General features: G+C 59.3%; 19 protein-coding genes, 2 tRNA genes, 2 rRNA genes and 4 pseudogenes (1 of these 27 only partly in view). 12 read left to right on the forward strand and 15 right to left on the reverse strand.

The annotated features are described in order from the left end of the window. The 3 genes from AC3ISG_RS03380 to rrf form a co-directional block, all read left to right on the forward strand. Positions 1-56 (forward strand) — tRNA-Ala (locus AC3ISG_RS03380) (it extends 20 nt beyond the left edge of the window). A gap of 233 nt (positions 57-289) precedes the next feature. Then, positions 290-3,180, forward strand: a 23S ribosomal RNA gene (locus AC3ISG_RS03385). Positions 3,181-3,326: 146 nt separating this feature from the next. Then, positions 3,327-3,442, forward strand: a 5S ribosomal RNA gene (gene rrf, locus AC3ISG_RS03390). A 227-nt stretch (positions 3,443-3,669) separates the two neighbouring features. Here the strand turns inward: rrf and mksF are convergent. Genes mksF through mksB form a run of 3 tightly spaced genes read right to left on the reverse strand, consistent with a single transcriptional unit; the run spans position 3,670 to position 8,475 of the window. Continuing rightward, a complete protein-coding gene (mksF, locus tag AC3ISG_RS03395) occupies positions 3,670-6,504 on the reverse strand; it encodes an Mks condensin complex protein MksF (RefSeq protein ID WP_489298513.1) in 2,835 nt (944 codons plus the stop codon). Beyond that, positions 6,501-7,208 carry an Mks condensin complex protein MksE gene (mksE, locus tag AC3ISG_RS03400; RefSeq protein WP_489298514.1) on the reverse strand — a complete coding sequence of 236 codons (708 nt, stop codon included), beginning with the start codon at positions 7,206-7,208 and terminating at the stop codon, positions 6,501-6,503. Before mksE ends, mksF begins: the two co-directional genes overlap by 4 nt. Then, a complete protein-coding gene (mksB, locus tag AC3ISG_RS03405) occupies positions 7,198-8,475 on the reverse strand; it encodes an Mks condensin complex protein MksB (protein ID WP_122536225.1) in 1,278 nt (425 codons plus the stop codon). The genes mksE and mksB overlap by 11 nt, the downstream gene beginning before the upstream one ends. A 144-nt stretch (positions 8,476-8,619) precedes the next feature. Between mksB and AC3ISG_RS03410 the strand changes: the two are divergent. The 3 genes and pseudogenes from AC3ISG_RS03410 to rimI all read left to right on the forward strand — a co-directional run. Beyond that, positions 8,620-8,743, forward strand: a pseudogene (locus AC3ISG_RS03410) (energy transducer TonB); the annotation flags it as partial. Positions 8,744-8,823: 80 nt separating this feature from the next. Beyond that, positions 8,824-9,426, forward strand: a pseudogene (locus tag AC3ISG_RS03415) (energy transducer TonB); the annotation flags it as partial. Then, positions 9,419-9,871: a ribosomal protein S18-alanine N-acetyltransferase gene (gene rimI, locus AC3ISG_RS03420; RefSeq protein ID WP_122536220.1), complete on the forward strand. Its 453-nt coding sequence runs from the start codon at positions 9,419-9,421 to the stop codon at positions 9,869-9,871. The pseudogene AC3ISG_RS03415 and the gene rimI, both read left to right, overlap by 8 nt. Positions 9,872-9,926: 55 nt before the next feature. On the opposite strand, the gene AC3ISG_RS03425 is transcribed toward rimI, so the two are convergent. Continuing rightward, entirely contained in the window at positions 9,927-10,340 is a 414-nt protein-coding gene (locus AC3ISG_RS03425; RefSeq protein WP_489298515.1) for a serine kinase/phosphatase, read from the reverse strand. Between the two features lie 161 nt (positions 10,341-10,501). Between AC3ISG_RS03425 and can the strand changes: the two genes are divergently transcribed. Then, positions 10,502-11,143 (forward strand): carbonate dehydratase, encoded by a 642-nt coding sequence (gene can, locus AC3ISG_RS03430; RefSeq protein WP_037018205.1) that lies wholly within the window; start codon positions 10,502-10,504, stop codon positions 11,141-11,143. A gap of 135 nt (positions 11,144-11,278) precedes the next feature. Here can and AC3ISG_RS03435 read toward each other — a convergent pair whose 3' ends face one another. The 3 genes and pseudogenes from AC3ISG_RS03435 to AC3ISG_RS03445 all read right to left on the reverse strand — a co-directional run. After that, the gene (locus tag AC3ISG_RS03435; protein WP_489298516.1) at positions 11,279-12,445 is read right to left on the reverse strand and encodes a hypothetical protein; all 1,167 of its coding nucleotides are present in this window, start codon (positions 12,443-12,445) and stop codon (positions 11,279-11,281) included. Positions 12,446-12,566: 121 nt separating this feature from the next. After that, positions 12,567-13,430, reverse strand: coding sequence for a methyl-accepting chemotaxis protein (locus tag AC3ISG_RS03440; RefSeq protein ID WP_420793080.1), 864 nt, complete (start codon positions 13,428-13,430; stop codon positions 12,567-12,569). After that, a pseudogene (locus tag AC3ISG_RS03445) lies at positions 13,425-14,255 on the reverse strand (MCP four helix bundle domain-containing protein); the annotation flags it as partial. The gene AC3ISG_RS03440 and the pseudogene AC3ISG_RS03445, both read right to left, overlap by 6 nt. Positions 14,256-14,471: 216 nt before the next feature. On the opposite strand from AC3ISG_RS03445, the gene AC3ISG_RS03450 reads away from it, so the two are divergent. Together AC3ISG_RS03450 and AC3ISG_RS03455 are read left to right on the forward strand one after the other, a co-directional pair. Beyond that, positions 14,472-14,744 carry a BrnT family toxin gene (locus AC3ISG_RS03450; protein ID WP_489298517.1) on the forward strand — a complete coding sequence of 91 codons (273 nt, stop codon included), beginning with the start codon at positions 14,472-14,474 and terminating at the stop codon, positions 14,742-14,744. Further along, positions 14,704-14,985: a BrnA antitoxin family protein gene (locus tag AC3ISG_RS03455; protein WP_122622602.1), complete on the forward strand. Its 282-nt coding sequence runs from the start codon at positions 14,704-14,706 to the stop codon at positions 14,983-14,985. Before AC3ISG_RS03450 ends, AC3ISG_RS03455 begins: the two co-directional genes overlap by 41 nt. Before the next feature lie 13 nt (positions 14,986-14,998). Here AC3ISG_RS03455 and AC3ISG_RS03460 read toward each other — a convergent pair. From AC3ISG_RS03460 to AC3ISG_RS03480, 5 genes and pseudogenes are all read right to left on the reverse strand, one after another. Continuing rightward, positions 14,999-15,648 (reverse strand): annotated as a pseudogene (locus AC3ISG_RS03460) (HD domain-containing protein). Positions 15,649-15,789: 141 nt separating this feature from the next. Beyond that, positions 15,790-16,677: a metal ABC transporter substrate-binding protein gene (locus AC3ISG_RS03465; RefSeq protein WP_122536213.1), complete on the reverse strand. Its 888-nt coding sequence runs from the start codon at positions 16,675-16,677 to the stop codon at positions 15,790-15,792. A 27-nt stretch (positions 16,678-16,704) separates the two neighbouring features. Beyond that, positions 16,705-17,574 (reverse strand): metal ABC transporter permease, encoded by an 870-nt coding sequence (locus tag AC3ISG_RS03470; protein WP_489298518.1) that lies wholly within the window; start codon positions 17,572-17,574, stop codon positions 16,705-16,707. Continuing rightward, positions 17,571-18,323 (reverse strand): zinc ABC transporter ATP-binding protein AztA, encoded by a 753-nt coding sequence (gene aztA / locus AC3ISG_RS03475; RefSeq protein ID WP_122536211.1) that lies wholly within the window; start codon positions 18,321-18,323, stop codon positions 17,571-17,573. The genes AC3ISG_RS03470 and aztA overlap by 4 nt, the downstream gene beginning before the upstream one ends. Continuing rightward, positions 18,320-18,457 carry a hypothetical protein gene (locus tag AC3ISG_RS03480; protein WP_158273366.1) on the reverse strand — a complete coding sequence of 46 codons (138 nt, stop codon included), beginning with the start codon at positions 18,455-18,457 and terminating at the stop codon, positions 18,320-18,322. Before AC3ISG_RS03480 ends, aztA begins: the two co-directional genes overlap by 4 nt. A gap of 182 nt (positions 18,458-18,639) precedes the next feature. Between AC3ISG_RS03480 and AC3ISG_RS03485 the strand changes: the two genes are divergently transcribed. Then, on the forward strand, positions 18,640-19,248 hold the full coding sequence (locus AC3ISG_RS03485; protein ID WP_489298519.1) for a flavin reductase family protein: 609 nt from the start codon (positions 18,640-18,642) through the stop codon (positions 19,246-19,248). An 81-nt stretch (positions 19,249-19,329) separates the two neighbouring features. Here AC3ISG_RS03485 and AC3ISG_RS03490 read toward each other — a convergent pair whose 3' ends face one another. After that, positions 19,330-20,910, reverse strand: coding sequence for an aldehyde dehydrogenase (NADP(+)) (locus AC3ISG_RS03490; RefSeq protein ID WP_489298520.1), 1,581 nt, complete (start codon positions 20,908-20,910; stop codon positions 19,330-19,332). A gap of 117 nt (positions 20,911-21,027) precedes the next feature. Further along, positions 21,028-21,732: a hypothetical protein gene (locus tag AC3ISG_RS03495; protein WP_272634952.1), complete on the reverse strand. Its 705-nt coding sequence runs from the start codon at positions 21,730-21,732 to the stop codon at positions 21,028-21,030. 189 nt (positions 21,733-21,921) lie between these two features. Between AC3ISG_RS03495 and AC3ISG_RS03500 the strand changes: the two genes are divergently transcribed. After that, positions 21,922-22,266, forward strand: a complete 345-nt coding sequence (locus AC3ISG_RS03500) for a hypothetical protein (RefSeq protein WP_272634953.1) — start codon at positions 21,922-21,924, stop codon at positions 22,264-22,266. 349 nt (positions 22,267-22,615) lie between these two features. Here AC3ISG_RS03500 and AC3ISG_RS03505 read toward each other — a convergent pair. Next, positions 22,616-22,692, reverse strand: a tRNA-Met gene (locus AC3ISG_RS03505). A 432-nt stretch (positions 22,693-23,124) separates the two neighbouring features. Between AC3ISG_RS03505 and AC3ISG_RS03510 the strand changes: the two genes are divergently transcribed. Then, positions 23,125-25,182, forward strand: a complete 2,058-nt coding sequence (locus tag AC3ISG_RS03510; RefSeq protein WP_489298521.1) for a methyl-accepting chemotaxis protein — start codon at positions 23,125-23,127, stop codon at positions 25,180-25,182. Positions 25,183-25,223: the final 41 nt, after the last annotated feature.

Genomic DNA, 25,223 nt, shown 5'->3' on the forward strand with positions numbered 1-25,223 from the left:
AGAGCGCCTGCCTTGCACGCAGGAGGTCAACGGTTCGATCCCGTTTGGCTCCACCATAACTGCTTCTGAATTGTGAAAGCTTAGAAATGAGCGCTCCATCCACTGGGATGCTGAGTGTTGATTTCTGGTCTTTTGACTGGATCGTTCTTTAAAAATTTGGGTATGTGATTGAAATATAGACTGGGCACCTCTTTCACTGGTGCGTGTCCAGGCTAAGGTAAAGTTTGTGAAATGCAAACTTTCGGCGAATGTCGTCTTCACAGTATAACCAGATTGCTTGGGGTTATATGGTCAAGTGAAGAAGCGCATACGGTGGATGCCTTGGCAGTCAGAGGCGATGAAAGACGTGGTAGCCTGCGAAAAGCTTCGGGGAGTCGGCAAACAGACTGTGATCCGGAGATGTCTGAATGGGGGAACCCAGCTGTCATAAGACAGTTACCTTACACTGAATACATAGGTGTATGGAGCGAACCAGGGGAACTGAAACATCTAAGTACCCTGAGGAAAAGAAATCAACCGAGATTCCCTTAGTAGTGGCGAGCGAACGGGGACCAGCCCTTAAGTTGATTTGAGATTAGCGGAACGCTCTGGAAAGTGCGGCCATAGTGGGTGATAGCCCTGTACGCGAAAATCTCTTGTCAATGAAATCGAGTAGGACGGGGCACGAGAAACCTTGTCTGAACATGGGGGGACCATCCTCCAAGGCTAAATACTACTGACTGACCGATAGTGAACCAGTACCGTGAGGGAAAGGCGAAAAGAACCGCGGAGAGCGGAGTGAAATAGATCCTGAAACCGTATGCGTACAAGCAGTGGGAGCCCACTTTGTTGGGTGACTGCGTACCTTTTGTATAATGGGTCAGCGACTTATTTTCAGTGGCGAGCTTAACCGAATAGGGGAGGCGTAGCGAAAGCGAGTCTTAATAGGGCGTCTAGTCGCTGGGAATAGACCCGAAACCGGGCGATCTATCCATGGGCAGGTTGAAGGTTGGGTAACACTAACTGGAGGACCGAACCGACTACCGTTGAAAAGTTAGCGGATGACCTGTGGATCGGAGTGAAAGGCTAATCAAGCTCGGAGATAGCTGGTTCTCCTCGAAAGCTATTTAGGTAGCGCCTCATGTATCACTGTAGGGGGTAGAGCACTGTTTCGGCTAGGGGGTCATCCCGACTTACCAAACCGATGCAAACTCCGAATACCTACAAGTGCCGAGCATGGGAGACACACGGCGGGTGCTAACGTCCGTCGTGAAAAGGGAAACAACCCAGACCGTCAGCTAAGGTCCCAAAGTCATGGTTAAGTGGGAAACGATGTGGGAAGGCTTAGACAGCTAGGAGGTTGGCTTAGAAGCAGCCACCCTTTAAAGAAAGCGTAATAGCTCACTAGTCGAGTCGGCCTGCGCGGAAGATGTAACGGGGCTCAAACCATGCACCGAAGCTACGGGTATCACGCAAGTGATGCGGTAGAGGAGCGTTCTGTAAGCCTGTGAAGGTGAGTTGAGAAGCTTGCTGGAGGTATCAGAAGTGCGAATGCTGACATGAGTAACGACAATGGGTGTGAAAAACACCCACGCCGAAAGACCAAGGTTTCCTGCGCAACGTTAATCGACGCAGGGTTAGTCGGTCCCTAAGGCGAGGCTGAAAAGCGTAGTCGATGGAAAACAGGTTAATATTCCTGTACTTCTGGTTATTGCGATGGAGGGACGGAGAAGGCTAGGCCAGCCTGGCGTTGGTTGTCCAGGTTTAAGGTGGTAGGCTGAAATCTTAGGTAAATCCGGGGTTTCAAGGCCGAGAGCTGATGACGAGTGTTCTTTAGAACACGAAGTGGTTGATGCCATGCTTCCAAGAAAAGCTTCTAAGCTTCAGGTAACCAGGAACCGTACCCCAAACCGACACAGGTGGTTGGGTAGAGAATACCAAGGCGCTTGAGAGAACTCGGGTGAAGGAACTAGGCAAAATGGCACCGTAACTTCGGGAGAAGGTGCGCCGGTGAGGGTGAAGGACTTGCTCCGTAAGCTCATGCCGGTCGAAGATACCAGGCCGCTGCGACTGTTTATTAAAAACACAGCACTCTGCAAACACGAAAGTGGACGTATAGGGTGTGACGCCTGCCCGGTGCCGGAAGGTTAATTGATGGGGTTAGCTAACGCGAAGCTCTTGATCGAAGCCCCGGTAAACGGCGGCCGTAACTATAACGGTCCTAAGGTAGCGAAATTCCTTGTCGGGTAAGTTCCGACCTGCACGAATGGCGTAACGATGGCGGCGCTGTCTCCACCCGAGACTCAGTGAAATTGAAATCGCTGTGAAGATGCAGTGTATCCGCGGCTAGACGGAAAGACCCCGTGAACCTTTACTATAGCTTTGCACTGGACTTTGAATTTGCTTGTGTAGGATAGGTGGGAGGCTTTGAAGCGTGGACGCCAGTCTGCGTGGAGCCAACCTTGAAATACCACCCTGGCAACTTTGAGGTTCTAACTCAGGTCCGTTATCCGGATCGAGGACAGTGTATGGTGGGTAGTTTGACTGGGGCGGTCTCCTCCTAAAGAGTAACGGAGGAGTACGAAGGTGCGCTCAGACCGGTCGGAAATCGGTCGTAGAGTATAAAGGCAAAAGCGCGCTTGACTGCGAGACAGACACGTCGAGCAGGTACGAAAGTAGGTCTTAGTGATCCGGTGGTTCTGTATGGAAGGGCCATCGCTCAACGGATAAAAGGTACTCCGGGGATAACAGGCTGATACCGCCCAAGAGTTCATATCGACGGCGGTGTTTGGCACCTCGATGTCGGCTCATCACATCCTGGGGCTGAAGCCGGTCCCAAGGGTATGGCTGTTCGCCATTTAAAGTGGTACGCGAGCTGGGTTTAGAACGTCGTGAGACAGTTCGGTCCCTATCTGCCGTGGACGTTTGAGATTTGAGAGGGGCTGCTCCTAGTACGAGAGGACCGGAGTGGACGAACCTCTGGTGTTCCGGTTGTCACGCCAGTGGCATTGCCGGGTAGCTATGTTCGGAAAAGATAACCGCTGAAAGCATCTAAGCGGGAAACTTGCCTCAAGATGAGATCTCACTGGAACCTTGAGTTCCCTGAAGGGCCGTCGAAGACTACGACGTTGATAGGTTGGGTGTGTAAGCGCTGTGAGGCGTTGAGCTAACCAATACTAATTGCCCGTGAGGCTTGACCATATAACACCCAAGCAATCTGCAGAAAGACAGCAGGTTGCGGTGTGTGAAGACGCATGAAGACGAAAGTTTGCGAACACACAAGCTGTACCTTGATCACATACCCGATTTGCTGAAGCGTTCGAGAGGACGAGTCAGTACCCGAATTTCTTGACGACCATAGAGCGTTGGAACCACCTGATCCCATCCCGAACTCAGCAGTGAAACGATGCATCGCCGATGGTAGTGTGGGGTTTCCCCATGTGAGAGTAGGTCATCGTCAAGATTAAATTCCGAAACCCCATCTGCGAAAGCAGATGGGGTTTTGTTTTTGCGCGCGGAAAAGTTCTTTACCCAGTCAACAGCAATAGCAACAGCAACAGCAACAGCAACAGCAACAGCAACAGCAACAGCAACAGCAACAGCCAATAGCCAATAGCCAATAGCCGCTCAATCAGCGCCCATAAAAAAGCCCCGCATCACTGCGGGGCTTTCAACTTCCAAGCGACTTGCTTACTCGCTTAGCGTTTCAACTGCTAGGGTCGCGTCTACCGCAGTAACCACATCACGACGTTGAATGTACTTCCAGTCTGCTTCGTCGATGTAGATCCCGGCAGGCCCACTGCCGCCCTCCAGGTCAATCGCCACATGCGCCGACACTTGAGGCTTAACGCTCGCCAGGATAGGCACAAAGCCCAGCTGCAGGCTGGTTTCCAGCAGCGCCGCTTGATTCCTTTCATCAATGTCAGCGGCCTCGTCGAGGTAGTAGGGCAGACGAATCCGACCGGCCTGCTCGCGGTCCATGAGGTGCAGCAAGAGGTACATGTTGGTCAGTGCCTTGATAGTCATGGTCGTGCCGTTGGACGCCGCGCCATCGATGTCGGTGTGGATAACCGGCTGGCTGTTTACTTTGGTGATCTCGAACGCAAGTTCGAACAAGTCTTTCAGACCGAGCTGGTTGTGGTTAGCCGCAACCAGGCGTGCCAGATACTCCTTAGCCTCCTCGTTCTTGTTGTCCTGCTCGGCGCTCTGGCTCAGATCGAATACCGATAGGGTCTCGCCCTCTTCGTACTGACCGGCGCTGTGGATGATCTGGTCGATATGCTTGAGCGCTTCTTTATTCGGCGCGAGCACAATGCGGAAGCTCTCCAGGTTGGAAACCTGCCGGCGGTTGATCTCCCGGTTAAACAGCGCCAGTTGGTGCTCGAGGCTGTCGTAGTCACTGCGGATGTTGCGCAGCGTGCGAGCGATGTCGGTCACAGCAGCACGGCGTGCCTTGCCCAGGGTAAGGGCTTCATCAGTGCGATGCGCATAGGCGTTGATCAGCAATTGCAGACGCCGCTCCATGTCGTCTTCGCTGTCGAACTTCGCGACGCCTTTTAACCGAACCTGGGCGTAGAGCGCCTCAATCTGACCATCGCAGCGCAAGAGGCCCTGCCAACTGTCCTGATAATCATTGAGCAGCGGCAGCAGGTTCTCCAGCGAATCATCCACCGGCTCCATGAACGGCGTGCCAAAGGGCAGGTCGGTCGGGAGCAACTGACGACGACGCAGCGCGTCATCCAGCGTGCGTTGCTTGGACTCGAGATCGCCGATCTGACGACCGACCAGTTGCAGCTTGGCCGACAGTTGCTGAACGCGCTCAGTGAAAGCATCACTGGCGCGCTTGAGTTCGTCTTGCGCCGCTTCCATCTGGGCCAACTGTTCAAGATTTTCGCATTCTTCGGCGCTCAAGGTTTGAGCGCGGCGGAAGTCCTCGAGCGCCTTCTGCGCATCCAGCACCTGTTGGTACAACGCTTCCGTCTGGGTCTTGCTGGCCGCGCGGTCAGCTGCGACGGCTTGCTGCGTCTTCAGTTGCTTGAGCTCTTTCTCCAAGCGCTCCTTCTGATCACGCAGCGCGGCGCGATCGGCCAGCGCTTGCAGGGCAGGGGGCTCGATGTTCGACAGATTGACGGTCAGGCCGGGCACTTCGAAGCGCTCGCCTTTGAACCCATCGAGAATCGCTTCGAGGGACTTAACCCATGCATCGCCATCATCCAGCGCGATGCCTTGCTCGCCCAGCGGCAAGCTGAACAGCGCGCTATTGAACAGCCGCATCAGGCGCTCGACATCAGGCTGCGAAAACTCTTCGCGCAGGCGGGCATAGCTGTTGTTGTCCGCATGATCAAGCTGTTGCTTCACTGACTTCAGGCGTTTTTCCAGATCGCGCAGGCGCTCATCCAGATCCTCGGCGCTGAATTGACGCGACTGCGCGAGCGCTCCGGCCAGTTCATCGTGAGCGTCTTTTGCAGCCAGTAATTGCTGTTCCAGAACTCTCACATCGTCGACCAGCGCAAAACGGTTCTTCAGGACTGCCAGTTCGCCGATCCAGCGCTGGATGTTGCTGATCTCGCGCTCCAGGCGCATCAATTCTTGCGTGCCGCCACGCTGATCGTTCTGCAGCGAATCCTGTTCGTTACGGTAGTGCTCGCTCTGAATGACCAGCTCTTCTTTGCGCGCATTGGAATAGTCCTGCCATGTGCCCAGCAACGAGTCGAGCAACGGCGACAGGCGATGCAGCTTGCCGCGCAGGATGTCGCGCTGTCTGACGCCGTTGGCCAGTGCTTCGACCAGCGGGCCGGCGAGCACCAGTGCGTTGTAGTCCTGCTCCATGCGTCGTACGTCGCGGAACGCTTCTTCGCACGCCGCTATGTAATCGACGCTGCCGGAGCGCAGGCTGTGCTCAAACGCGTCGAGAAACAGCTGCTTCAATTTGGCAGCGGTGATCTCGCGCATGTGCAGCAGGTTGATGAACAGCGCGCGGAAGGTCTTCAGGCTCTGTTCACTGGTCGAGCGCAGGGGAATCAGCGTGAGGTCCAACGGAATCGACGTGTGGCCACCGACGAGCAAGCGGCGCAGTTCATCGGGCTTCAGCTCATAGGCTTTCAGGCCCTGGCTCTCCAGATTGGCAAACAGCTCCTTCTGGCGCAGGCAGGTATCGTCTTTCTGGTAGTGGGCCAGATCCAGTTTGCCGGCATAGGCGAAGAACTGATGACCGAATCCGCCTCCCGGACCACGACCCACCACGCCGATGACATGGGGACCGTGGGGCAGGGAGACTTCGACGAGGATGTAGCTGGTGTCGGACGCGAAATAGAAGCGTCGCGATTGATCCAGGCTGTATTTGCCGAAGCTCATGTCCGACATGCGCGCCAGAATCGGGAACTGCAGAGCGTTGATCGACGCACTCTTGCCCAGGTTGTTTGCGCCGTAGACCGAGAGTGGATGCTCCAGTGGAAACAGCCCGAGGCTGTAACCAGCGGTGTTCAGCAGCGCAAAGCGGCGTATGCCGTAGCGTTCCTGGCTCATGCTTCATGCTCCTGTTCTTCAGCGATCGCCCGGGCTAGCGCTTGCTCTTCGGTTTCTGCGGATTCATCGAATTCGGTGAGGTCCAGCGGGTCGTCGGTTTCCAGCAATCGCTCATCGCTGTCTTCGTCGATCAACACCGGGGCCGGCAACGGCAGAGCGCTGTGAAGGCTGGCCGCCAGATCTCGGTCTTGCTGCACGGACAGGCAGACGTCAAGGAAGCGATGCATTGGCGGCAGGAAGCGATAGATGCCGACTTCTTCTGCGGCGAATCCCAGCTGGGTCATGCGGCGCATGATTTTTTCTTCCAACTCTTCCTGGGTCTGGACTTCAGCTTGCAGGAACAGATCGCGGTACTTTTCCAGTAGCGAGGGCAGTTCGTCGCGGCCCAGGCTGCCGCCATCAAGCACGGCGACCGGGTCGCGGCCCTGGTCCGCCAAATGCTCGACGAGGATGAATGTGAACAGGGCCAGACGTTGCGCCGTCTTGTTGACCTGCGCGGCCGCCAGATCAGGCACGAAGTAGTAAAAACCGCGGGTGTCGCAGACCAGTTCGAAGCCCAGGGCCTTGAACAGGCCGCGATACTGGTCTTGGAGATTGGACAGCTGCGCGTACAGTTCGGGGTCGCGTCGGCTGACGTGATAACCCTTGAACAGCTCGCGGAAGATCGGCGCCAGTTGGGTCATTTCGGATAGATCAAGATGCATGGGCGGTGCCCTCGGAATTCTCTGGGGTGGCGTCTTTGCTCGAGAGCAGGGCGAAGGAGCGCAGGCTGACGCGGTGCTCCCGGGTCAGGTATTCGCCGCGCTCAAGGCGTTCGCGCTTGAAGCGTTTGTCCCGTGACAGGCGCGAAAACCAGTACAGCAATTCATCAGTTGCGCCGGTGGGCTCCTGCTCCAGCAGCCAGACCATCAGATCCGGCATTGGCAGGGCGTCTTCGCAGCGCTCGATCATCTCTTTGACCGTACGCGGTGCGCGAGGCGGCTCGCCATTTCGGGTGATATTGGCCTTGGGGAACCGCGCGGGCTTGGGTTCGAATCGCGCCAGCGCATACACGTACGCCTCAACCTGATTGGCACTGCCGAGGAAGGTGCTTTGCGGGCGGGTGAACATTGGCATCGCTGCCTGCGGCACGGCGTCGAGACCTCGTCGACGAATCGCCGAAAGCGCGAGTGCCGCACCACGAGTCACGGCATTATGGCGACGCGCCTCTTCACGCAGCGGGAGCAACAGCTCACGGGCATGACGCAAGGTCAGTTGCGCGCTGGTCTGCATTTCGAGGATGCGCGCGTGGGTACGCAGCAGCATGTCGTCGTCAACGAGGTGGCCGAGACGTTGCTGGTCCGTGAGCATGCGCAGCAGCACGTTCTCTACCTTGCGCACGCCCTGTTCGAAGGCGCCATCGGCGTTCACCAGCTGGATCATCGGCTCGACGTATTCATCCCAGGTTGCCAGCACTTCCGCGTAACGCTGACGCAGTGGAATCTGCCTGTCACTGGTCTTGGCGCGTTCGGCCACGGACACAAGGGCCTGTTCGTCATTGGCGAGCTTCTTGAGGACATCGCGCACGCGCATGTCGAGCAGGCGCAGTTGCCGCGCCAGGTCACTGGCGTCGCGGGCGTCGAAGGCTTCCTGGATGTAGCCAGCCAGCCGTTCGAGGTGGCGCAGGTACGCTTCGATTTCCAGGCACAGGCCCAAGCGATGCTCGCGCCGCAGGTACGACAGGAAATCGTGGATCTGCGCATTCAGCTCGAAACGGTTCGGGCTCTTCGCCACCGGTACCAGAATGTCGAGCCGAATCCAGACGTCCAGCAGAGTGGTAATGTCCTGGGGCGTGCTCTCCAGTTGCTGGGCCGCCAGCTGCAAGCGCAGTTCGCTCAGGCTCAGAGTGCCCTGGTCGAAGTGCTCGCAGAGTGGCTCGAGAAGCGCCCAGTGTTCGGCAAGGGCGCGCAGGACGCGCTTAGGTTCGATCATCGGATGGTCGCTGACTGGCCAATAAAAGCGGCGATTGTACTGCATCGCCGGGCTCGTTTTTCACCCTCAGTCGATCAACAGCGGCGGGAAGCGGTGAAGGCCTGTAGAATCTCCCGCCTGACTTTATCCACAGGTAGCTGACCTTTGCTCAATGAGCCTCGTCGTCGCGCTTATCTGACCGCCATGCAGGTGGTCAGCTGGCTGCCGCGCACCGAATTGCCTTTCGCCGCGCCGTCGCGTCCCGAACTGCTTGCGCCCGTGCCGCAGCTTGAGGAAGCGCCTGCGCCGGTTATTCAGGCGGATACGCCTCGCGCACCGGATGGCGATTCGCCCTCCGTCGTGCCGACACCCGTTGCGCGTACCGTCGAGCGGCCAAAGATCGAAATCCCTCGCCCCTCCAGCGCGCCCAAGCCGAAGCCAGTGCAGGAAGAAGAGGTGGCACCGGCTGTGGTGAAAGCGCCGGTTGTGCCGCCGCCGCGTTTTGCCCTGCAACTCCTGCGCGCCGGAAGTTGCCTGCTGCTGGTCGAGTTGGTGACTGGTGAGCCATTTCAGAGCCGCGACCCTTCCTATCTGTTGCTCAAGGACATGCTCCGCGCCGCCGGCCTGCCGGACAGCCCGCAGATCATCGGCGAGCCTGTGCGCTGGCCGCTCCTTGTGCGTGGGCAGATGGACCAGGGACCGGAAGCGGCGCGTGATTTCGTCCAGGGTTTTCTGTACGCCCGCGTCGAAGAACAGCCCTGCACCTGCCTGTGGCTGATCGGGCTTCCGGCGTTGCGTTTTGCGGCTGAAACCGACGCCGAATCCTACAATCTTGAACTTCAGGTCGACGGCCTGGGGTTAGCCTGGGCGCTGCCGGGTCTGGAGCTGTTGATGGACGAGCCGCAGCGCAAGGCCGACGTATGGCGCTCCATGCGTCAATTGATGGGCCGTTGGAAGACCGTAGATGAATGACGCAGTAACGTTTCGCCGCATGACCGAAGCCGACCTGGACGCTGTCCTGAAAATCGAATACGCCGCCTTCAGCCATCCCTGGACGCGGGGCATTTACATGGATGCGCTGAAATCATACGAGGTCTGGCTGATGTTCGAAGGCAGTCAGCAAGTGGGGCACGGCGTGATCAATGTGATCATTGATGAAGCGCACTTGCTCAACATCACCGTCAAGCCGGAGAGTCAGGGCCGTGGCCTGGGTTTGGTGCTGCTGGAACAGCTGATGAAGCGCGCCTACGAAATGAATGGCCGGGAGTGTTTTCTCGAATTGCGCGACAGCAACCGGTCGGCTTATCGCTTGTACGAGCGCTACGGATTCAACGAAATAGGCAGGCGTCGGGACTACTACCCGGCAGTGGGCGGGCGTGAGGATGCCATTGTCATGGCGTGCACACTGTTTGAATAATCCCGGGCCATAGTGGGGCGAACCAGGTTCGCTCCCACAAAGCGCCAGCCGCCGATCAGAAGCCAGGCTTACCGTCCAGCGGATCAAGAATGGCCATTTCTTCTTCGTCCAAACCATCCCCGCCGCCAATGTCATCTTCATCGACAATGCTCAGGTCCAGATCAGCCGGGCCGTCTTCGCCGGCTTCACGAGGCGAACGCGCTCCGTCTTCCCGGATCAGCGTTTCAGGACTCATGTCATCGTCGGTCGGGTTGTGATCTTCGGTGGAAGCACCGGTCAGCCCGGCTTCACGTACGCGTTCATCAGGGATCAACGTGTCGAGCTCATCTTCAGGGATGACGTCACCAATGCGCCCGCTGGGCTCATTGTTGTCGTTGAAGTTGAGCTCTTCCATAGATCCCATGCGGTCTTCGTTGTCATCGATGGGCTCGGGTTGAGTGGCATCGAATGGACGGCGTGAATCGTTCATGGCAAATCCTCAATAATGTCGGGCCTAATGGGTGGACCGGACGCCATGGCGGAAATTCCATCCGCTTCCTGATCGGTCGTTGCTGATCGGGCCATCTTCCTGCGTGACCCGAAGCGCCGAGCTCCAGTCATAGCTGAGCATCATTTCCGAGGCATCAACGCATGAACGAACTACAAGACTTGATCGACAACAACGAACGTTGGGCTGCCGCCATCAAGGAAGAAGACCCTGAGTTCTTTGCCAAGCTGGCGCGCCAGCAGACGCCGGAATTCCTCTGGATCGGTTGTTCGGACGCCCGTGTCCCCGCCAATGAAATCGTCGGCATGTTGCCGGGCGATCTGTTCGTGCACCGCAACGTGGCCAACGTTGTGCTGCACACCGACCTTAATTGCCTGTCGGTGATTCAGTACGCCGTCGATGTGCTCAAGGTCAAACACATCCTCGTCACCGGTCACTACGGTTGCGGCGGCGTGCGCGCTTCGATGCAGGATCGCCAGTTCGGCTTGATTGACGGCTGGCTGCGCACCATTCGCGATCTGTACTACGAAAACCGTGAGTTGCTGGCCAAGCTGCCGACTGAGGAAGAACAGGTCGACCGGCTCTGCGAGCTGAACGTGATTCAGCAGGTCGCCAACGTCGGCCATACCAGCATTGTGCAGAACGCCTGGCACCGCGGGCAAAAGTTGTCGGTCCACGGTTGCATCTATGGCATCAAGGACGGGCGCTGGAAGAGTCTGAACACGACCATCAGCGGCCCGGAGCAATTGCCGCCGCAGTATCGGTTGCGTCCGCAGGGGGAGTGATCGGGTAGGGCGATCGTTCATCCCATGGTAGGAGTGAGCTTGCTCGCGATAGCGTTAGTCCAGGCTCACCTATGTGAGCTGAAGACAACGCGAGCGAGCTCACTCCTACAGGATCGTGCCTACAGGATCGGGGTGTTAGAGCTGAGCTTTGTTCATTTCCGGCAGCGGCTTCTGCAGCTGCTTGATCTGCCGCGACACCTCGCCCGTGCGGCATTTCGTTGCGGCCTGATCCGGCGTCAACTTGCGCACCGTGGTGAAGAACAACTTGCAGGTCTCAACCTTGTTGGTCACCTGCCAGTTCGTGGCGCACTGGCTCAACAGCGCCGCCGGGTCAGTTGTCGGTTTCTGGCCCATGCCGGCCTGCCAGCACGCCGCGCTCAGGTCCTGGCCCATGACCTTCAAACCCGCTTCATCGGCCTTGGCTTCGTCCCCGCCGTAGTTGCTCTTGTCCGCCGCATTCCAGATATAACTCGGGTGATTTGAACCTAGCACCGCGACGCTTTGCCCGCTAGCCGGGCTGATGCTTGCCAGGCCCAGTACCGGGACCGTGACGTTGTACTGCTGCTTGAGCCAGGCACGTACCGGCGCACCGAACGCGACCATCGGCAGCGATGTGCCCGCCGTGCTTTGGGTGAGCTGCTTCACCATGCTCGTCTGGTAATCGGTGAAATAGCTGTAGACGTTCTCGAGGTCCTTGCCGGCGTTCGACGGCGCAGCGATGGGCGCGATGTCGATGATGGTCTGATAGGCAGGCGTCTGTTCCTTGGGGATGCCGTTATCCGTGAGCAGCTCGGACCAGCGATCGGTGGTGGCCGAGAACAGATAGTCCTGAGCCTGAGTCAGCGAATAGTCCGGCGGAAAATGCAGCAGCTCGACGCTCTTGCGGTTTTCCAGCGCCATGCCCAGCGGCAAAAACAGATACCAGTTGTAGGCGAATTTGTTATCGGCGTTGAGTTTGCTCGCGCCGGCGTAGGCCAGGTCGCCTGCGTCGAGCAGCGCTGAAAGTGGTTTGTCGTAGCCGTCCGGCACGCCGGTGATGTTGGCGTAGATCAGGTCGTTGTCGTTGTGCACCGCCACTTTGGCCGAGGCGTAGCCGTCACGCTGCACGCTTTGCGTGAGGTAGTGCTCGACGGTCTGTTCCAGCGTCCAGTTTCGGAAACAGATGACATTGCAGTTGTTCGGGTAGGCAAACAGGTGTGTGACGCGTTCCTTGCTCCCCAGTTTGACGTTGACGTCGGCCTGAGCGGCAAGGCTCAGCGTCAATGCGGAGAGCGCGATGCTCAATACGGCGTTTTTTTTCATGCTCATGTCCTTGTTGGCGTAGACACCCCTCTGCGTGGGTGGTGTTTCGATGATGAAACACCTGGGCATGACTGGGAATGGGCAAGGCTGGCTTCGGGCCATTTTTTTACTGGCGCGCGCGTCAAAGCACGAACCGCTGAACCATCGTGTTCAGGTCAGTTGCCAGCATCGACAGCGCATTGCTCGCCACCGTGGTTTGCTGAGCGCCCGACGCCGACTGCGTCGACAGGTCACGAATGCTGCTGAGGTTGCGATCGACTTCGTTAGCCACTTGCGCCTGTTGTTCGGCGGCGCTGGCGATCAGCGTGTTCCGGTCGCTTATGGTCGAGGTTGCGCTGATGATGACAGTCAGCGCGTGACCGGTTGCAGCGGCCTGCTCCAGGGTGAGATTGGCCTGAGCCGCAGTGACGCGTAAGGTTTGCGCGGTCTCCTGAGTGCTTTTCTGCACATCGTTGATCAGCGTCTCGATCTCGGTGGTCGACGCGCTGGTCCGTTGGGCAAGAGAGCGCACTTCATCGGCGACCACGGCGAAACCGCGGCCTGCTTCGCCCGCCCGTGCGGCCTCGATGGCGGCATTCAGTGCAAGCAGGTTGGTCTGGTTGGCAATCGCGCGGATGACTTCGAGAATCTTGCTGATGCTCAGCGTGCGCTCGGCAAGACCGTCGGCCTGGTGCGAGGAATCGAGAACGTTGTCGGTCAGCTCCTTGATCGAATCAATGGTGCCGGTCAGGCGCAGACGCCCTTCGGCGGCCGCTTCGTTGGACGCCTTCGATTCGCTCGACGTGCTGCTGGCATTGTCGGCAACTTCTCCGGCAGCCTGACTCATCTGGTTCACGGCAACGGCCGCCTGCTCGATCTCATCGTTTTGCAGTTGCAGATTCTTGGCGCTGGCTTCAGCAATCGTGCCCATTTCGTGGACCGACTGACTCAACTGGCCCGCTGCGGCGTAAATCTGATCGATCGTGCCATGCAGATTCGCGCGCATCAGACCGAGGGTTTTCAGCAGTTGAGCCGTTTCGTCCTTGCCTTCCGGAATCGGCTGCGGGCTCAGATCGCCTTGAGCAATGGTGCTGGCGATATGCAGCGCCTGCCGCAAAGGGCGAATGATGCTCAGGCTGAGTCGCCACGCCAGCAGCAACGTCAGCACCAGCGCCACCACGATGGCGCTGACGGCGATGATTCGGGTTTGCTGGAACCGTGCGCCGGCCGCGTCGACGGTGCCCGACACACTTTGCTTGTTCAGCTCGCGCAGCAACTGCACCTGCATGTCCATCAGGTCACCCTGCAGGCTCAGCGTGGTGTTGAGCAGCATGCGCGCGTCGTCGAGTTTGCGTTGTTCGATCAGCGCGATTTCGTCGTGCAGCCCTGGCATGAAAGCGCCATAAGCCTCTTGCAAGGCTTTGATGGAATCTCGCTCAGTGCTGTCGGTGGCGTGGGCGAGATAATCGACGAAGCCTTTCTCAACCTCATTCTTCAGCTGCTCGACATTGATCTTGCTGGTCACCATCGCGCCGGGATCGTCGGCATTGGCAATCAGCCGGGCACTCTCGCCGCGCAACTTGATCAGGTCGATGGCGATTGCGTCTGCCATGGCAATGCTGGGCAGCGACCCACTCTCAACCGCTTCGCCCTGATCGCGGATGCTCTGCATCTGCAGCAGGCAGAACACACCGAGCGCCACCAGCAGCAACGCGGTCACGCCGAAACACAGCACCAACCGCTGAGTAATTCTGAAGCGACGCAGGAAAGCGGGCCTGGAAGACGGACGGACTACACGACGCAATAACCTTTTCACTGCCACCCATCCCATCGACGAAAACACCGGAGTGATGGTTATAGAGGTGTTCCGTGATGTCTTTATGACACTGCCGGGATTGTTTCGGAATTGTTGCGGTACGGTCAGATGATGCGACTGAAAATGATGTCAGCGGGTAGTTGGGTGGGCAATGTCAACGCTGTTTGTGGGACAGGTCTCTGCGAGTCTCGGCGGCCTTGTTGAGTTATTTTCTGTACATACAATAATTCAATGCAGATAATCTTCGACTTCGCAAAACGCGACATCACCCTTCTTAAGCGTGGCCTCGACTTTGGGGATGCCGGCTTGGTATTCGCCGGCAGACATTTGACCAGCGAAGATTGCCGGCAGGATTACGGGGAGACCCGCTACATCACGGTCGGTGTGTTGTCAGAACGTATGGTGGTCCTGGTCTGGACACCGCGCGGCGCGGCTCGCCGTATCATTTCCATGAGAAAAGCCAATGAGCGCGAACAAAACCTCTACCGGCATCGACTGGGTTGATCCAGACGATGCACCCGAATTGTCCGATGCATACTTCGATCAGGCTGATGAATACGTGGGTGATCAGTTGGTCAAGCGTGGCCGACCACGTGCTGTGGTTGTGCGAGAGCGGATTACCATTCGCTTGGAGCACGATGTGGTGGAGCAATTCCGGGCGTCAGGACCGGGCTGGCAGACGCGAATGAATGCCGCGCTGGTAGACTGGCTGAAAACCCATGAGCCGTCCGAAATAGCGCTATGACCTTCCAGGCCCCCTAAGCACCAATCTCTTCCATAAACTCCCGCAAGAACCGCTCCGCACGGGCATGCCTGACCTGCGCCATTTGGCGCCCCGTGGCCGTTTGAAAGCCCTGCGCCAAAGTGAATATCTTGGTGGTGAAGTGATCGACGGCGAAGCGTTTGTCGTCCAGGCCTCGCTGTTGCGCCTGCGGGTCGGCCGGGTCGTAGAGGTGGCTGCCCATGCGCCCGGACACGTAGAACAGCCGCGCCACACCGACCATGCCGAGGGCGTCGAGACGGTCGGCATCCTGCAGGATCTTTGCTTCCAGCGAGGTGGGCGTGATGTCGGCCGAATAGCTGTGGGACTCGATGGCGTGGGCGACGGCCTGGGTGCGCTCTTCGTCCCAGCCCATCTGCGCGAGCAATTCCGTCGCTTTTGCGGCGGCCAGACGCGAGGCGCTTGAGCGAAAAGGCGAGTTCTTTTCCACTGAAACGCAGTCGTGGAGCAGGGTGGCGGCGAGCAGGACCTGATGATCGCCGCCTTCTTATCGCGAATAGCGCAGACGTTGCTCCAGACCCGGTGCAGGTGAGAAACGTCGTGGGAGCCGTCGAGCCGCTCCGCCACGGTGTGGGGAATCAGCAGGTCGGCGAGGGACTGAAAAGGCGCGAAGGAGAGGGCGGTCATGGATCATCCTGTCGATGTCGGCGAACGGAGCGCCAGCATACCGATTGACCCACTTCCGCGCTGCCGGTTCGCTCAGGCGGTTCGCGGATCTCTGCCACGCACGTTGCGCGGCAGAGATCAGTGAGCCGTCGCGACGCTACATCACTGGCCCTTCATTGCCGCCGTCAGCTTGTCCACGTTATAGCGAAACATCGCCACGTAGGTCGCCGCCGGGCCGTCGGCCGGTGACAGCGATTCCACATACAGCTCGCCGCCCGGGTGCGCGCCGCTGGCTTTAGCGATCTGCTGCACCAGCCGCGGGTCGCCAGAGTTTTCGAAGAAGTAGGCGCTGACGTGCTCCTGCTTGATCTGATTGATCAGCTTGCCGACGTCAGCCGCCGATGCTTCGGTTTCAGTGGAAAAGCCCAGTGGCGAGAGAAAGGTCACGCCATAGGCATCACCGAAATAGCCGAAGGCGTCGTGGGACGTCAGCACCTTGCGTTGTGCGACCGGTATGGCGCTGATCTGCGCGCGGGCGTAGGTGTCCATGTCCTGCAGTTGGGCAATGTATTTCTCACCGTTGGCTTGGTAATCGGCAGCATTTTCAGGGTCAGCTTTCTGCAGGGCCTTGATGATGTTTCTGACGTAAACGACGCCGTTTACCGCGCTGTTCCAGGCATGGGGGTCGGTAATCTTTTTGCCGTCTTCTTCCATGCTGCGGGTCATGATGCCGTCGGATAGCACGATCGGCTGGCCTTTGTAGCCGGAAGCAGTGATCAGCCGATCCAGCCAGCCCTCCAGATGCAGGCCGCTGACAAACACCACATCGGCTTTCTTCAGCGCCTGGGCGTCATTGGGGGTGGGCTCGTAGACGTGCGGATCGCCGTTGGGTCCGATGAGTGAGGTCACGTGCACGTGATCGCCGCCGACGTTGTGCACCATGTCGGCGATGACGGTGAACGATGCGACGGTCTCCAGGGTTTTTGCCTGGGCGAAGTTGGCCAGGCCCGACAACGCCAGCGCGGCGGTCAGAAGCGTGAAACGTTTCATGGTGGTTTCCTTGCGGTAAGAGAACGATCAGCCGGACAGATGAACCCTCGGGAACAGCCGGCGTACAAAACCGCTGCGTCCAAAGAACAGTGAGAACCCGTAAAAGGCGCTGGCGGTGAGCACGATGGCCGGGCCCGAAGCGACGCTGGCGTGGTAGGAGACGATCAGGCCGATGAAGCCCGAGAGCGTCGCCACCACGGTCGAAATCACGATCATGCCGGTGAGCGAGCGCGCCCAGAACCGCGCAACCGTGGCGGGCAGCATCATCATGCCGACGGCCATCAACGTGCCCAACGCCTGAAACCCCGCCACCAGATTGAGCACCACCAGCAGCAGAAACAGCACGTGATACAGCGACCCGCGACCACCCACGGCGCGCAGGAAACCCGGGTCGAAGCATTCCAGGATCAACGGGCGATAGATCAGCGCGAGCAGAATCAAGGTGAACGAAGCAATGCCGCCGACCATGAAAATCGCCTGATCGTCGATGGCCAGAATGGTACCGAACAGCACGTGAAGCAGGTCCACGTTGGAGCCATGCAGAGAAACGATCAACACGCCGGCAGCAAGGGACGTCAGGTAAAAACTGGCGAAGCTGGCGTCTTCACGCAGCGTCGTATAGCGGCTAACCAACCCTGAAAGCAACGCCACGGCGAGACCTGCGATCAGGCCGCCAAACCCCATCGCTGGCAGTGACAACCCGGCAAACAGAAAACCCACGGCAGCCCCCGGCAGCACCGCGTGGCTCATGGCGTCGCCCACCAGACTCATGCGCCGCAGCATCAGCAGCACGCCCACCGGGCCGGAGCCGATGCCCAGCGCCAGGCACGCCACCAGGGCACGGCGCATGAAACCGAAATCGACGAAGGGCTGGATCAACAGGCTATAGAGCGTCACAGCGTTCGCTCCGTATCGGCGTCGCAGGGCAGCGCGTCAGGGTTCCAGTGCTCGGCCATGTTCTTGGCGCGGCGTAGGTTGTCGTCGTTGAGGATGTCGGCGGTGTCGCCCCAGGCAATGATTTCCCGGGCCAGCAACAGTGTGCTCGGAAAATGTTGGCGCACTTGCTCGATGTCATGCAGCACCGCGATGACAGTTCGGCCCTGGCCGTGCCACGTGCTGATTAACTGCAACAAGTCCCGCGTGGTCCGTGCATCGATGGCCGTGAACGGCTCGTCGAGCAAAATCACCGAGGCGTCCTGCAATAACAGCCGGGCGAACAGCACGCGCTGAAACTGACCCGACGACAACGAGCTGATGCTGCGTTGCTCGAACCCCGCCAAACCCACGGCACCCAACGCCTCCTGGGCCTGTTGAGCGTGTTTTCGTGTGGCGCCTCGGAACGCGCCGATGCTGCGCCAGGCGCCCATCATTACGGTGTCGACGACGCTGAGCGGAAAGCTGCGGTCGATTTCGGCGGCCTGGGGCAGGTAACCGATGTGCCGCGTTGCCAACTGATTACGCTCGACGCGCCCGACGGCGGGTTTGAGCGTGCCGGCGATGGCTTTGATCAGCGTGGATTTGCCGGCGCCGTTGGGACCGACGATTGCCGTCAGGCTGCCCGCCGCGAATCGGCCGTTGGCGTGATGCACTGCGGGACGGCGCTCATAGGTCAGTGTCAGATCATGGAGGTCGATGGCGGCACTCATGGAATTGCCACCGCCCAGGCAACGCCGATCCACAGCAGGACCAGCACGGCGAGGGAAATCATCACGCGTTTGCCAGCCGATTGAGCCAGTGCGGACGTTGCCAGGGAAGGGGAAAGCCGGGAATCGCGTTTCACAGAAAGGACTGCCTGAAATACTTTGTTATAGTATTACATCACCTTTGGCTTCCTCTGCAAAGCGCGATTTGGGCGAAGTTCAGGGAGGCGACAGTTTCTTTCTGCCAGCGAAGCTCAGCGTTTCCCCGGCGCGATAAACCCTGTAGTTTTCGATCACTTTTTTCGCAGCCAGGATGATTTTCATGACCGCTTCTCATCGGCGTCCCGTACCCCTCGCCAAATGCTATCGCCTGCTCAACCACGGCCCGACCGTGCTGATCAGCGCAGCCCACGACGGTCAACGCAACATCATGGCAGCGGCGTGGGCAATGCCGCTGGACTTCCAGCCGCCGAAAGTCACGGTCGTGCTGGATAAGTCTGTCTGGACGCGGCAGTTGCTTGAGGCCTCCGGCGCGTTTGTGATCAACGTGCCGACCCTCAGCCAGATCGATATCGTCGAAACGGTCGGCTCCACCTCGGGGCTGGACATCTCCCAGGAGCAGGGCCTGGATAAATTCAAGGCGTATGGCCTGCAGACCTTCGCGGGCACCCACGTTGAAGCTCCGCTGCTGGAAGGCTGCGCGGGCTGGCTGGAGTGTCGATTGATTCCCGAGCCGCACAACCAGAGCGCCCACGATTTGTTCATCGGCGAAGTGGTCGCGGCGTGGGCGGATGAGCGCGTGTTCTCCGACGGGCACTGGCATTTCGAGGGGCATGACGCGCTGCGCACCCTCCACCATGTGGCGGGCGGGCATTTTCTGGTGATCGGCAATGGGGTGGACGGCAAGGTGCTGCAGCGATCTGCTGACTGACTGTGGCGCGTCTGCTATGACCGCGCCCCTGATCGAAGGGGGCGCGGTGAAGCAGGCTCAGCCGCCGGACGTGGAAGCAGCTCAGTCCTTCGACAGTTCGCCGTTCACAAGACGCCAGGTCTTCAACGGATTGCTGGCTTTCAACGCAGTTGGCAGCAGCGAGTCCGGCACGTTCTGGTAACAAACAGGACGCAGGAAGCGATCAATAGCGGTCGCGCCCACCGAGGTGCTGCGGCTGTCGGAAGTGGCCGGGAACGGTCCGCCATGGACCATCGAATAACTCACTTCGACACCTGTCGGGAAGTCGTTGAACAGAATCCGTCCCGCCTTGCGCTCCAGGATCGGCATCAGCGACTGGGCGGTTGCCTCGTCGCCGTCGTCAAACTGCAGCGTCACGGTCAGTTGACCATCGAAGCTGGCAGCGACCTTCTGCAGATCGGCGACGTCGGAGCAGACGATCAGCAGCGCGCTTGGGCCGAAGTTTTCATCCTCCAGCGCGGGGTTGGCGAGGAAGGTGGCCGAGTCGGTCCGGAAGAAGGCCGCGCGGGCCTGGAATGAACCTTCGGCCTCCTGACCCTCTGCTACCAGCGTCACGCCTGATGCGCTGTGCAGGTTATTCAGACCGTTGCAGTAAGCGCCGTGGATGTTCGGCGTCAGCATGGTGGTCGGTAGCTTCTCGGACAGTGCCTTGGCCGATGCCGACACGAACGTCTCCAGCGCGTCGCTTTCCAGTGCAAGCAGAATGCCGGGGTTGGTGCAGAACTGCCCCGCACCCATGACCAGCGATTCAACAAAACCCTTGGCGATGGTTTCGGCGCGGGCCAGTAAAGCAGCGGGAAGCAGGAACACCGGGTTGATGCTGCTCATCTCGGCATACACGGGAATCGGGACCGGACGCGCTTGCGCCGCCGCCACCAGCGCCAGGCCGCCACGGCGAGAGCCAGTGAAGCCCACGGCTTGAATCAGGGGGTGACTGACCAGCGCCTGGCCGACGGAAATGTCCTTGTCGATCAGTAGCGAGAACACGCCTTCAGGCATGCCAGTGTCGCGCGCTGCTTTTTGAATCACACGGCCCACCAGTTCGCTGGTGCCCAGGTGAGCCGGGTGCGCCTTTACGATAACCGGGCAACCGGCCGCCAGCGCGGAAGCGGTATCGCCGCCGGCCACGGAGAAGGCGAGGGGGAAGTTGCTGGCGCCGAACACCGCCACCGGGCCGAGGCCAATGCGCCGCAGACGCAGGTCGGCACGCGGAAGTGGCTGGCGCTCCGGCATTGCAGTATCGACCACGGCGCCGTGCCAGCGCCCATCCCGCAGCAGGGTCGCAAATAGTTTCAGCTGATTGACCGTGCGCATCCGCTCGCCTTCAAGGCGGGGCTTGGGCAGGCCGCTTTCGATGTGAACGCGTTCGGTGAGCACATCGCCCAGGTCCAGAAGGCCTTGGGCGATGGCTTCGAGGAAGCTGGCGCGTTGGTCGTCACTCAGTTGCCGGTAGCTGTCGAATGACGCTTCGGCCAGTTCGCACGCAGCGTTGACATCATCCAGCGTGCTGGCGCCAAACGACGGTGTCAGAGGTTCACCCGTGGCGGCAGCGAGGGCGAACACCTCTCCGGCCTGACCCCGCACAGCGCGTTGTCCGATGATCGTTTCACCAAGAATCTGCATTGCTCAACACCTCTCGAGGGGCGGCGACCGTCAGTTGGCACCGCTGTGGCCAGCCCTTGAGGTTACATCATGGCGCTACGATCGCCACCCATCCGCGTGTTGAGCTTACGGCCAAGCTTATTGCTGAGCGGCGCTGAACCCTTCGAACGCTGTCTGCTGTTGGATCGCGCTGACAATGTTCTTGCGCGTGGCCGGCTGCTGGTTGCCATCCTTGTCCACGAACACTTCGCTCTGCAGCTCGGCTTCATCGCCTTCACCGATGAACGAGAACCCCAGGAATTCATAGGCTTCGCGGTCAGCGTTGGCTTTCGAGCGCGGCGTGCGCAGAGGCAGGGTGACGCTGATGCCGTCCTTACTGATAACGAACACCTCGGCTTCCTTCTTCGGTCGTGCCGCTTTGCTCTTGCCGCCGCTCGGGTTGCTGACCGCTTGATGCGTCTGGTTCAGCACCTTCAACGCCAGGCTGTAGACGAGTTCCTGGAAACTCGGGTCGTCCTTGTAGCTGGAGAGAATCCGGCTGATCGGAAATTTCGCGCTCAGGTCTTCGAGGGCGGCCATGTCGGCGGCTTCGGCGTCCTTGAGCTGTTTAAGCTGACCCATCAGTTCGTAGGCCTGGTCATCATCGAATCGGTCATGGGCGGCGCGTATGGCCAGGCGCAGATCGCGAATCTGGTCGCTTTCCTTGGCGCTCTGGAAGGCGTCGAGCACCATCTCGCTGATGGTTTTGGCCTGGGGCACATGTTGTGAAAGGTTGATGGCTTCTTCGTAGGCTTGCTTCGACGACACGGCGTTTGCCACCGGATCGGTATGGGAATCAGACATTGAACATCCACTGCTTCGTTAACTGGGGTTGAGGCGCGAAAAGCTCGGGGCGTTTCGAGGGGCGTAATCTATTGGACGAGGGCGCTGTTGTCACGGATTGCTGCTCGCGCCCGGACCGCAGGGCAACATCCAGGCATCCCGCCCCATGCGCGCTACGCTATGAGTTCATCGACCCACAGGCATCAGGCCATGCGAAAAATCTGGGCGCGCTACATCGATTGGCTGGAAAACGACCTCAGCACGCAAATCTTCGACAACATCAAAAACCTGCTGGTGTGCGCGCTGTTGTTCGCGGCGGGCACCAGTGCGTTGAGGGCTGATTACCACCAGTTCATCGGCGTGCTGGTGTCTGGCGCTACCGGATGGGGGCTGATTGGCGTGTCCGCCGTGCTGATGTTCCTGAACGTCAGCGACGGCATTCGCCGCCTCGGCAAGTTGCGCTATCACGTGGCGATTCAGATTCTGGTGTCGCTGGTGTACTTGCTGATCGCTGCCCGATTGGTGGAAGTAGTCTGGGCGTTTCGGGCTGCTTGAGGTGGGTTTCTGCGAATGAACCGGGGGCGAGGCGGTATTGCATGTAGCCTGGAAGGCCAACATCCGGACCTAAAAAAGCCCGGCGCTTGCCGGGCTAGTCTTAAACGCAGGTCCCGCCTTTGTGGTGTGACCCCGTTCCGCCAGAGGGGTGCGTGCCTTTCGGACACGCCGACGCGGAGAGAGAAACGATTGAAAGCAGAGCGACCAGTCCAGCGATAGCTATCTTCTTCATATTGCCTCCGTGCACTGCGAGATGCAGTACAGGGGTATCGGCGATTTGGGCTCCCACATTAGCCACGGAACGCCAGAAACAACAAAGCCCGCACAAGGCGGGCTTTGTTGAGGTACTTGGTGGCTACACAGGGACTTGAACCCCGGACCCCAGCATTATGAATGCTATGCTCTAACCAACTGAGCTATGTAGCCAAGTGGCGCGCATTATTCGCTCAGATCGGATATGTGTCAAGCGTCCCTTCGAAAAAATTTATCCACGTGATCAATCGGTTAGCCTCCCGGCCCTTCAACCTTTCTTCATCCCTGCACGTCGGTGACAGTTTTACTCCCCACGCTGAGTGCTTTTGCCCCACTTTCGCGCATGCACCCTGCACTGTCCTCGATCAGGTGCCCGGTTTGATGGCTTCGTGCTATCGGTCCGGTTCTTGCTTATGCCTGCCGCATCGCTGCCGCTATAGATAAAAGCGGCCGCAGATCTCGATAAGCCCAACCCCGCTCTTTGCATCGAAGATGGGCGGTTATCGTTTTCTAAACATAGACATGGCATTTTGCCGGTAAGAATGTAAGGCAGCGCTGTGATCATCATGGGTCAAGCAGCGGTCTGTCGGTGAGGAGTAGTCGGCTATGCAGAGTCTTTTGTCGCCAGGCATCCGCCTGCTCGGACGTCTCGGGTTCGCGCGCAAGTTTCAGGTGCTCTTCTTTCTGTTCATCTTGCCGCTCGCGGGCAGCCTGTGGATGATCGGCCAGGATTACCGCAGCAAGCTTGCGGTGATTTCCCAGGAACAAGCTGGCGTGCGCCAACTGATGGCGCTCGATGCGCTGGATGTGCAGCTGACGGCCCAGCGCAACCGCGCCGCGCGCTGGAAGGCCGTCGACATTCTTCGGGATCCGACACCGGCCGCGAAGGCTGCCATGAACGCGCTGGATGCTGCCAACCCTGAGTTGACCCGAACCCTGGCGTCCCTTGGCGATGAGCTCAAGGCGCAGAACGCCAGTGGCGACATCATGACTCGTTATCAGGCGCTGCAAGCCTCAGTCAAAGGGATGGATTCAGATTCCCTGCGTACAGTCGGCTGGTGGCCGGATGGCTATGATCGCTTCACGTCCGCGCTCACGGCGCTGCAGAGTCTGCGTGAACAGATCGCCATGGACAGCGGGTTGATCCTCGATCCCTGGCTTGAAACCTACTTGCTGATGCAAATCGCCACGCAGCAGGCGCCGGACCTTGTCGAGCGGGTAGGGCGCATGGCAAGTATCGGCCAGTCGTCGATCGCGTCCGGTCAGTTCTCATTGCAGAGCCGTCTTCAGATGCGCGACCTGCGCAGTCGCATCGGCGACGCCCGCGATCAGTTGGTCAAAGCAGTAGGCTCGCTAAAAGCCAAGGCTTACCCGGGCATGGAGGTCTGGACGCGTCAGTATGAAGACAGTCTTCAGCGCCTTGATACCGAGCTGAAAGTGCTCGACGACGGTGTGTTCGGCGGCAGCATCAAGCTCGACCCGGCCGCTTTCGAACGCAGCGTCGATAACGTCAGCGACGGACTGGCGGCCCTGCGCAAGCAGTCACTGTCGTCACTCACCAGTCGGCTCGATTATTACCATGAACAAGCCACTCAGCAGTTCGTGCCGGTGGCCGCGATTTTCAGCATTCTCGCGCTCGCGGCGCTGTATCTCTTCATGTGCCTCCAGGCGTCAATTCAACGCAGCGCCAAGGGCATTACGACCTTGGCCGAGTCCCTGCGCGACGGCAATTTGTGCGTTGAGGTCGCCGTTGAAGGGCGTGACGAACTGGCAGTCATCAGCACCGCACTCAACGTTGCGGTGGTGCAACTGCGCACCAGTCTGTTGGGCGTCAATCACGAAACCCAGCAGCTGGGCTCTGCGGTGCTGACCCTCAACGCGCAATCCGGCAGCACGCTCAACGAAGTCGAAGATCAACAGCAGCAGATCAGCCAGATTGCGGCGGCGGCCACCGAGCTGGCCGCGACGTCCATGGGCGTCGCCCGCAGCTGTGAAGCAGCGTCCGGCAGCGCCCAGGCCACCCGACGCATCGCCGAGGACAGCAGTCGCGACAGCCAACGCACCACGGCGAGCATTCAGCAGCTGAACCAGAAGCTGACCGACACCGCCAACGCGCTGGGCAAGGTCAGTGAGCAGGGGCAACAGATCCAGTCCGTGGTAGACACCATTCGCGGCATTGCCGAACAGACCAATTTGCTGGCGCTTAACGCTGCGATAGAAGCAGCACGTGCGGGCGAACAAGGGCGCGGTTTCGCCGTGGTTGCCGACGAAGTGCGCAGCTTGTCGCAGCGGACCCAGGCCTCAACTGCACAAATTGCCGGGACCGTGGACAGTTTGCGCTCGACCGTCAGCCAGGCCGTCAGCCTGATGGAAGCGGCGTGTGGTCAGGCGGTGAGTGACGCGCAGTCAGTGACCGGGCTGGGCGAGCGGCTGGAAGAAATTGCCAGCGCGGTGCAGATCGTCACTGACACGCTGGCGCAGATCGCCACGGCGGTTGAAGAGCAGGCCGCGACGGCGGATGAGGTGAGTGGCAACATCCAGCAGGTGGATCAGGCTGCGGGCCGTTTGCTGGAAGGCGCGCGTGCGGTCAATCAGGCTGCGGACACCCTGACCAAAGGCAGCCGGGCCTTGAGCGACAACACCGCGAGATTCCAGCTGGGGTAAGCCGCGCATACAAGGCATGAGTGCGAATGACGTTCACGTCC

The sequence above is a fragment of the Pseudomonas sp. GL_135 genome (assembly GCF_057834665.1).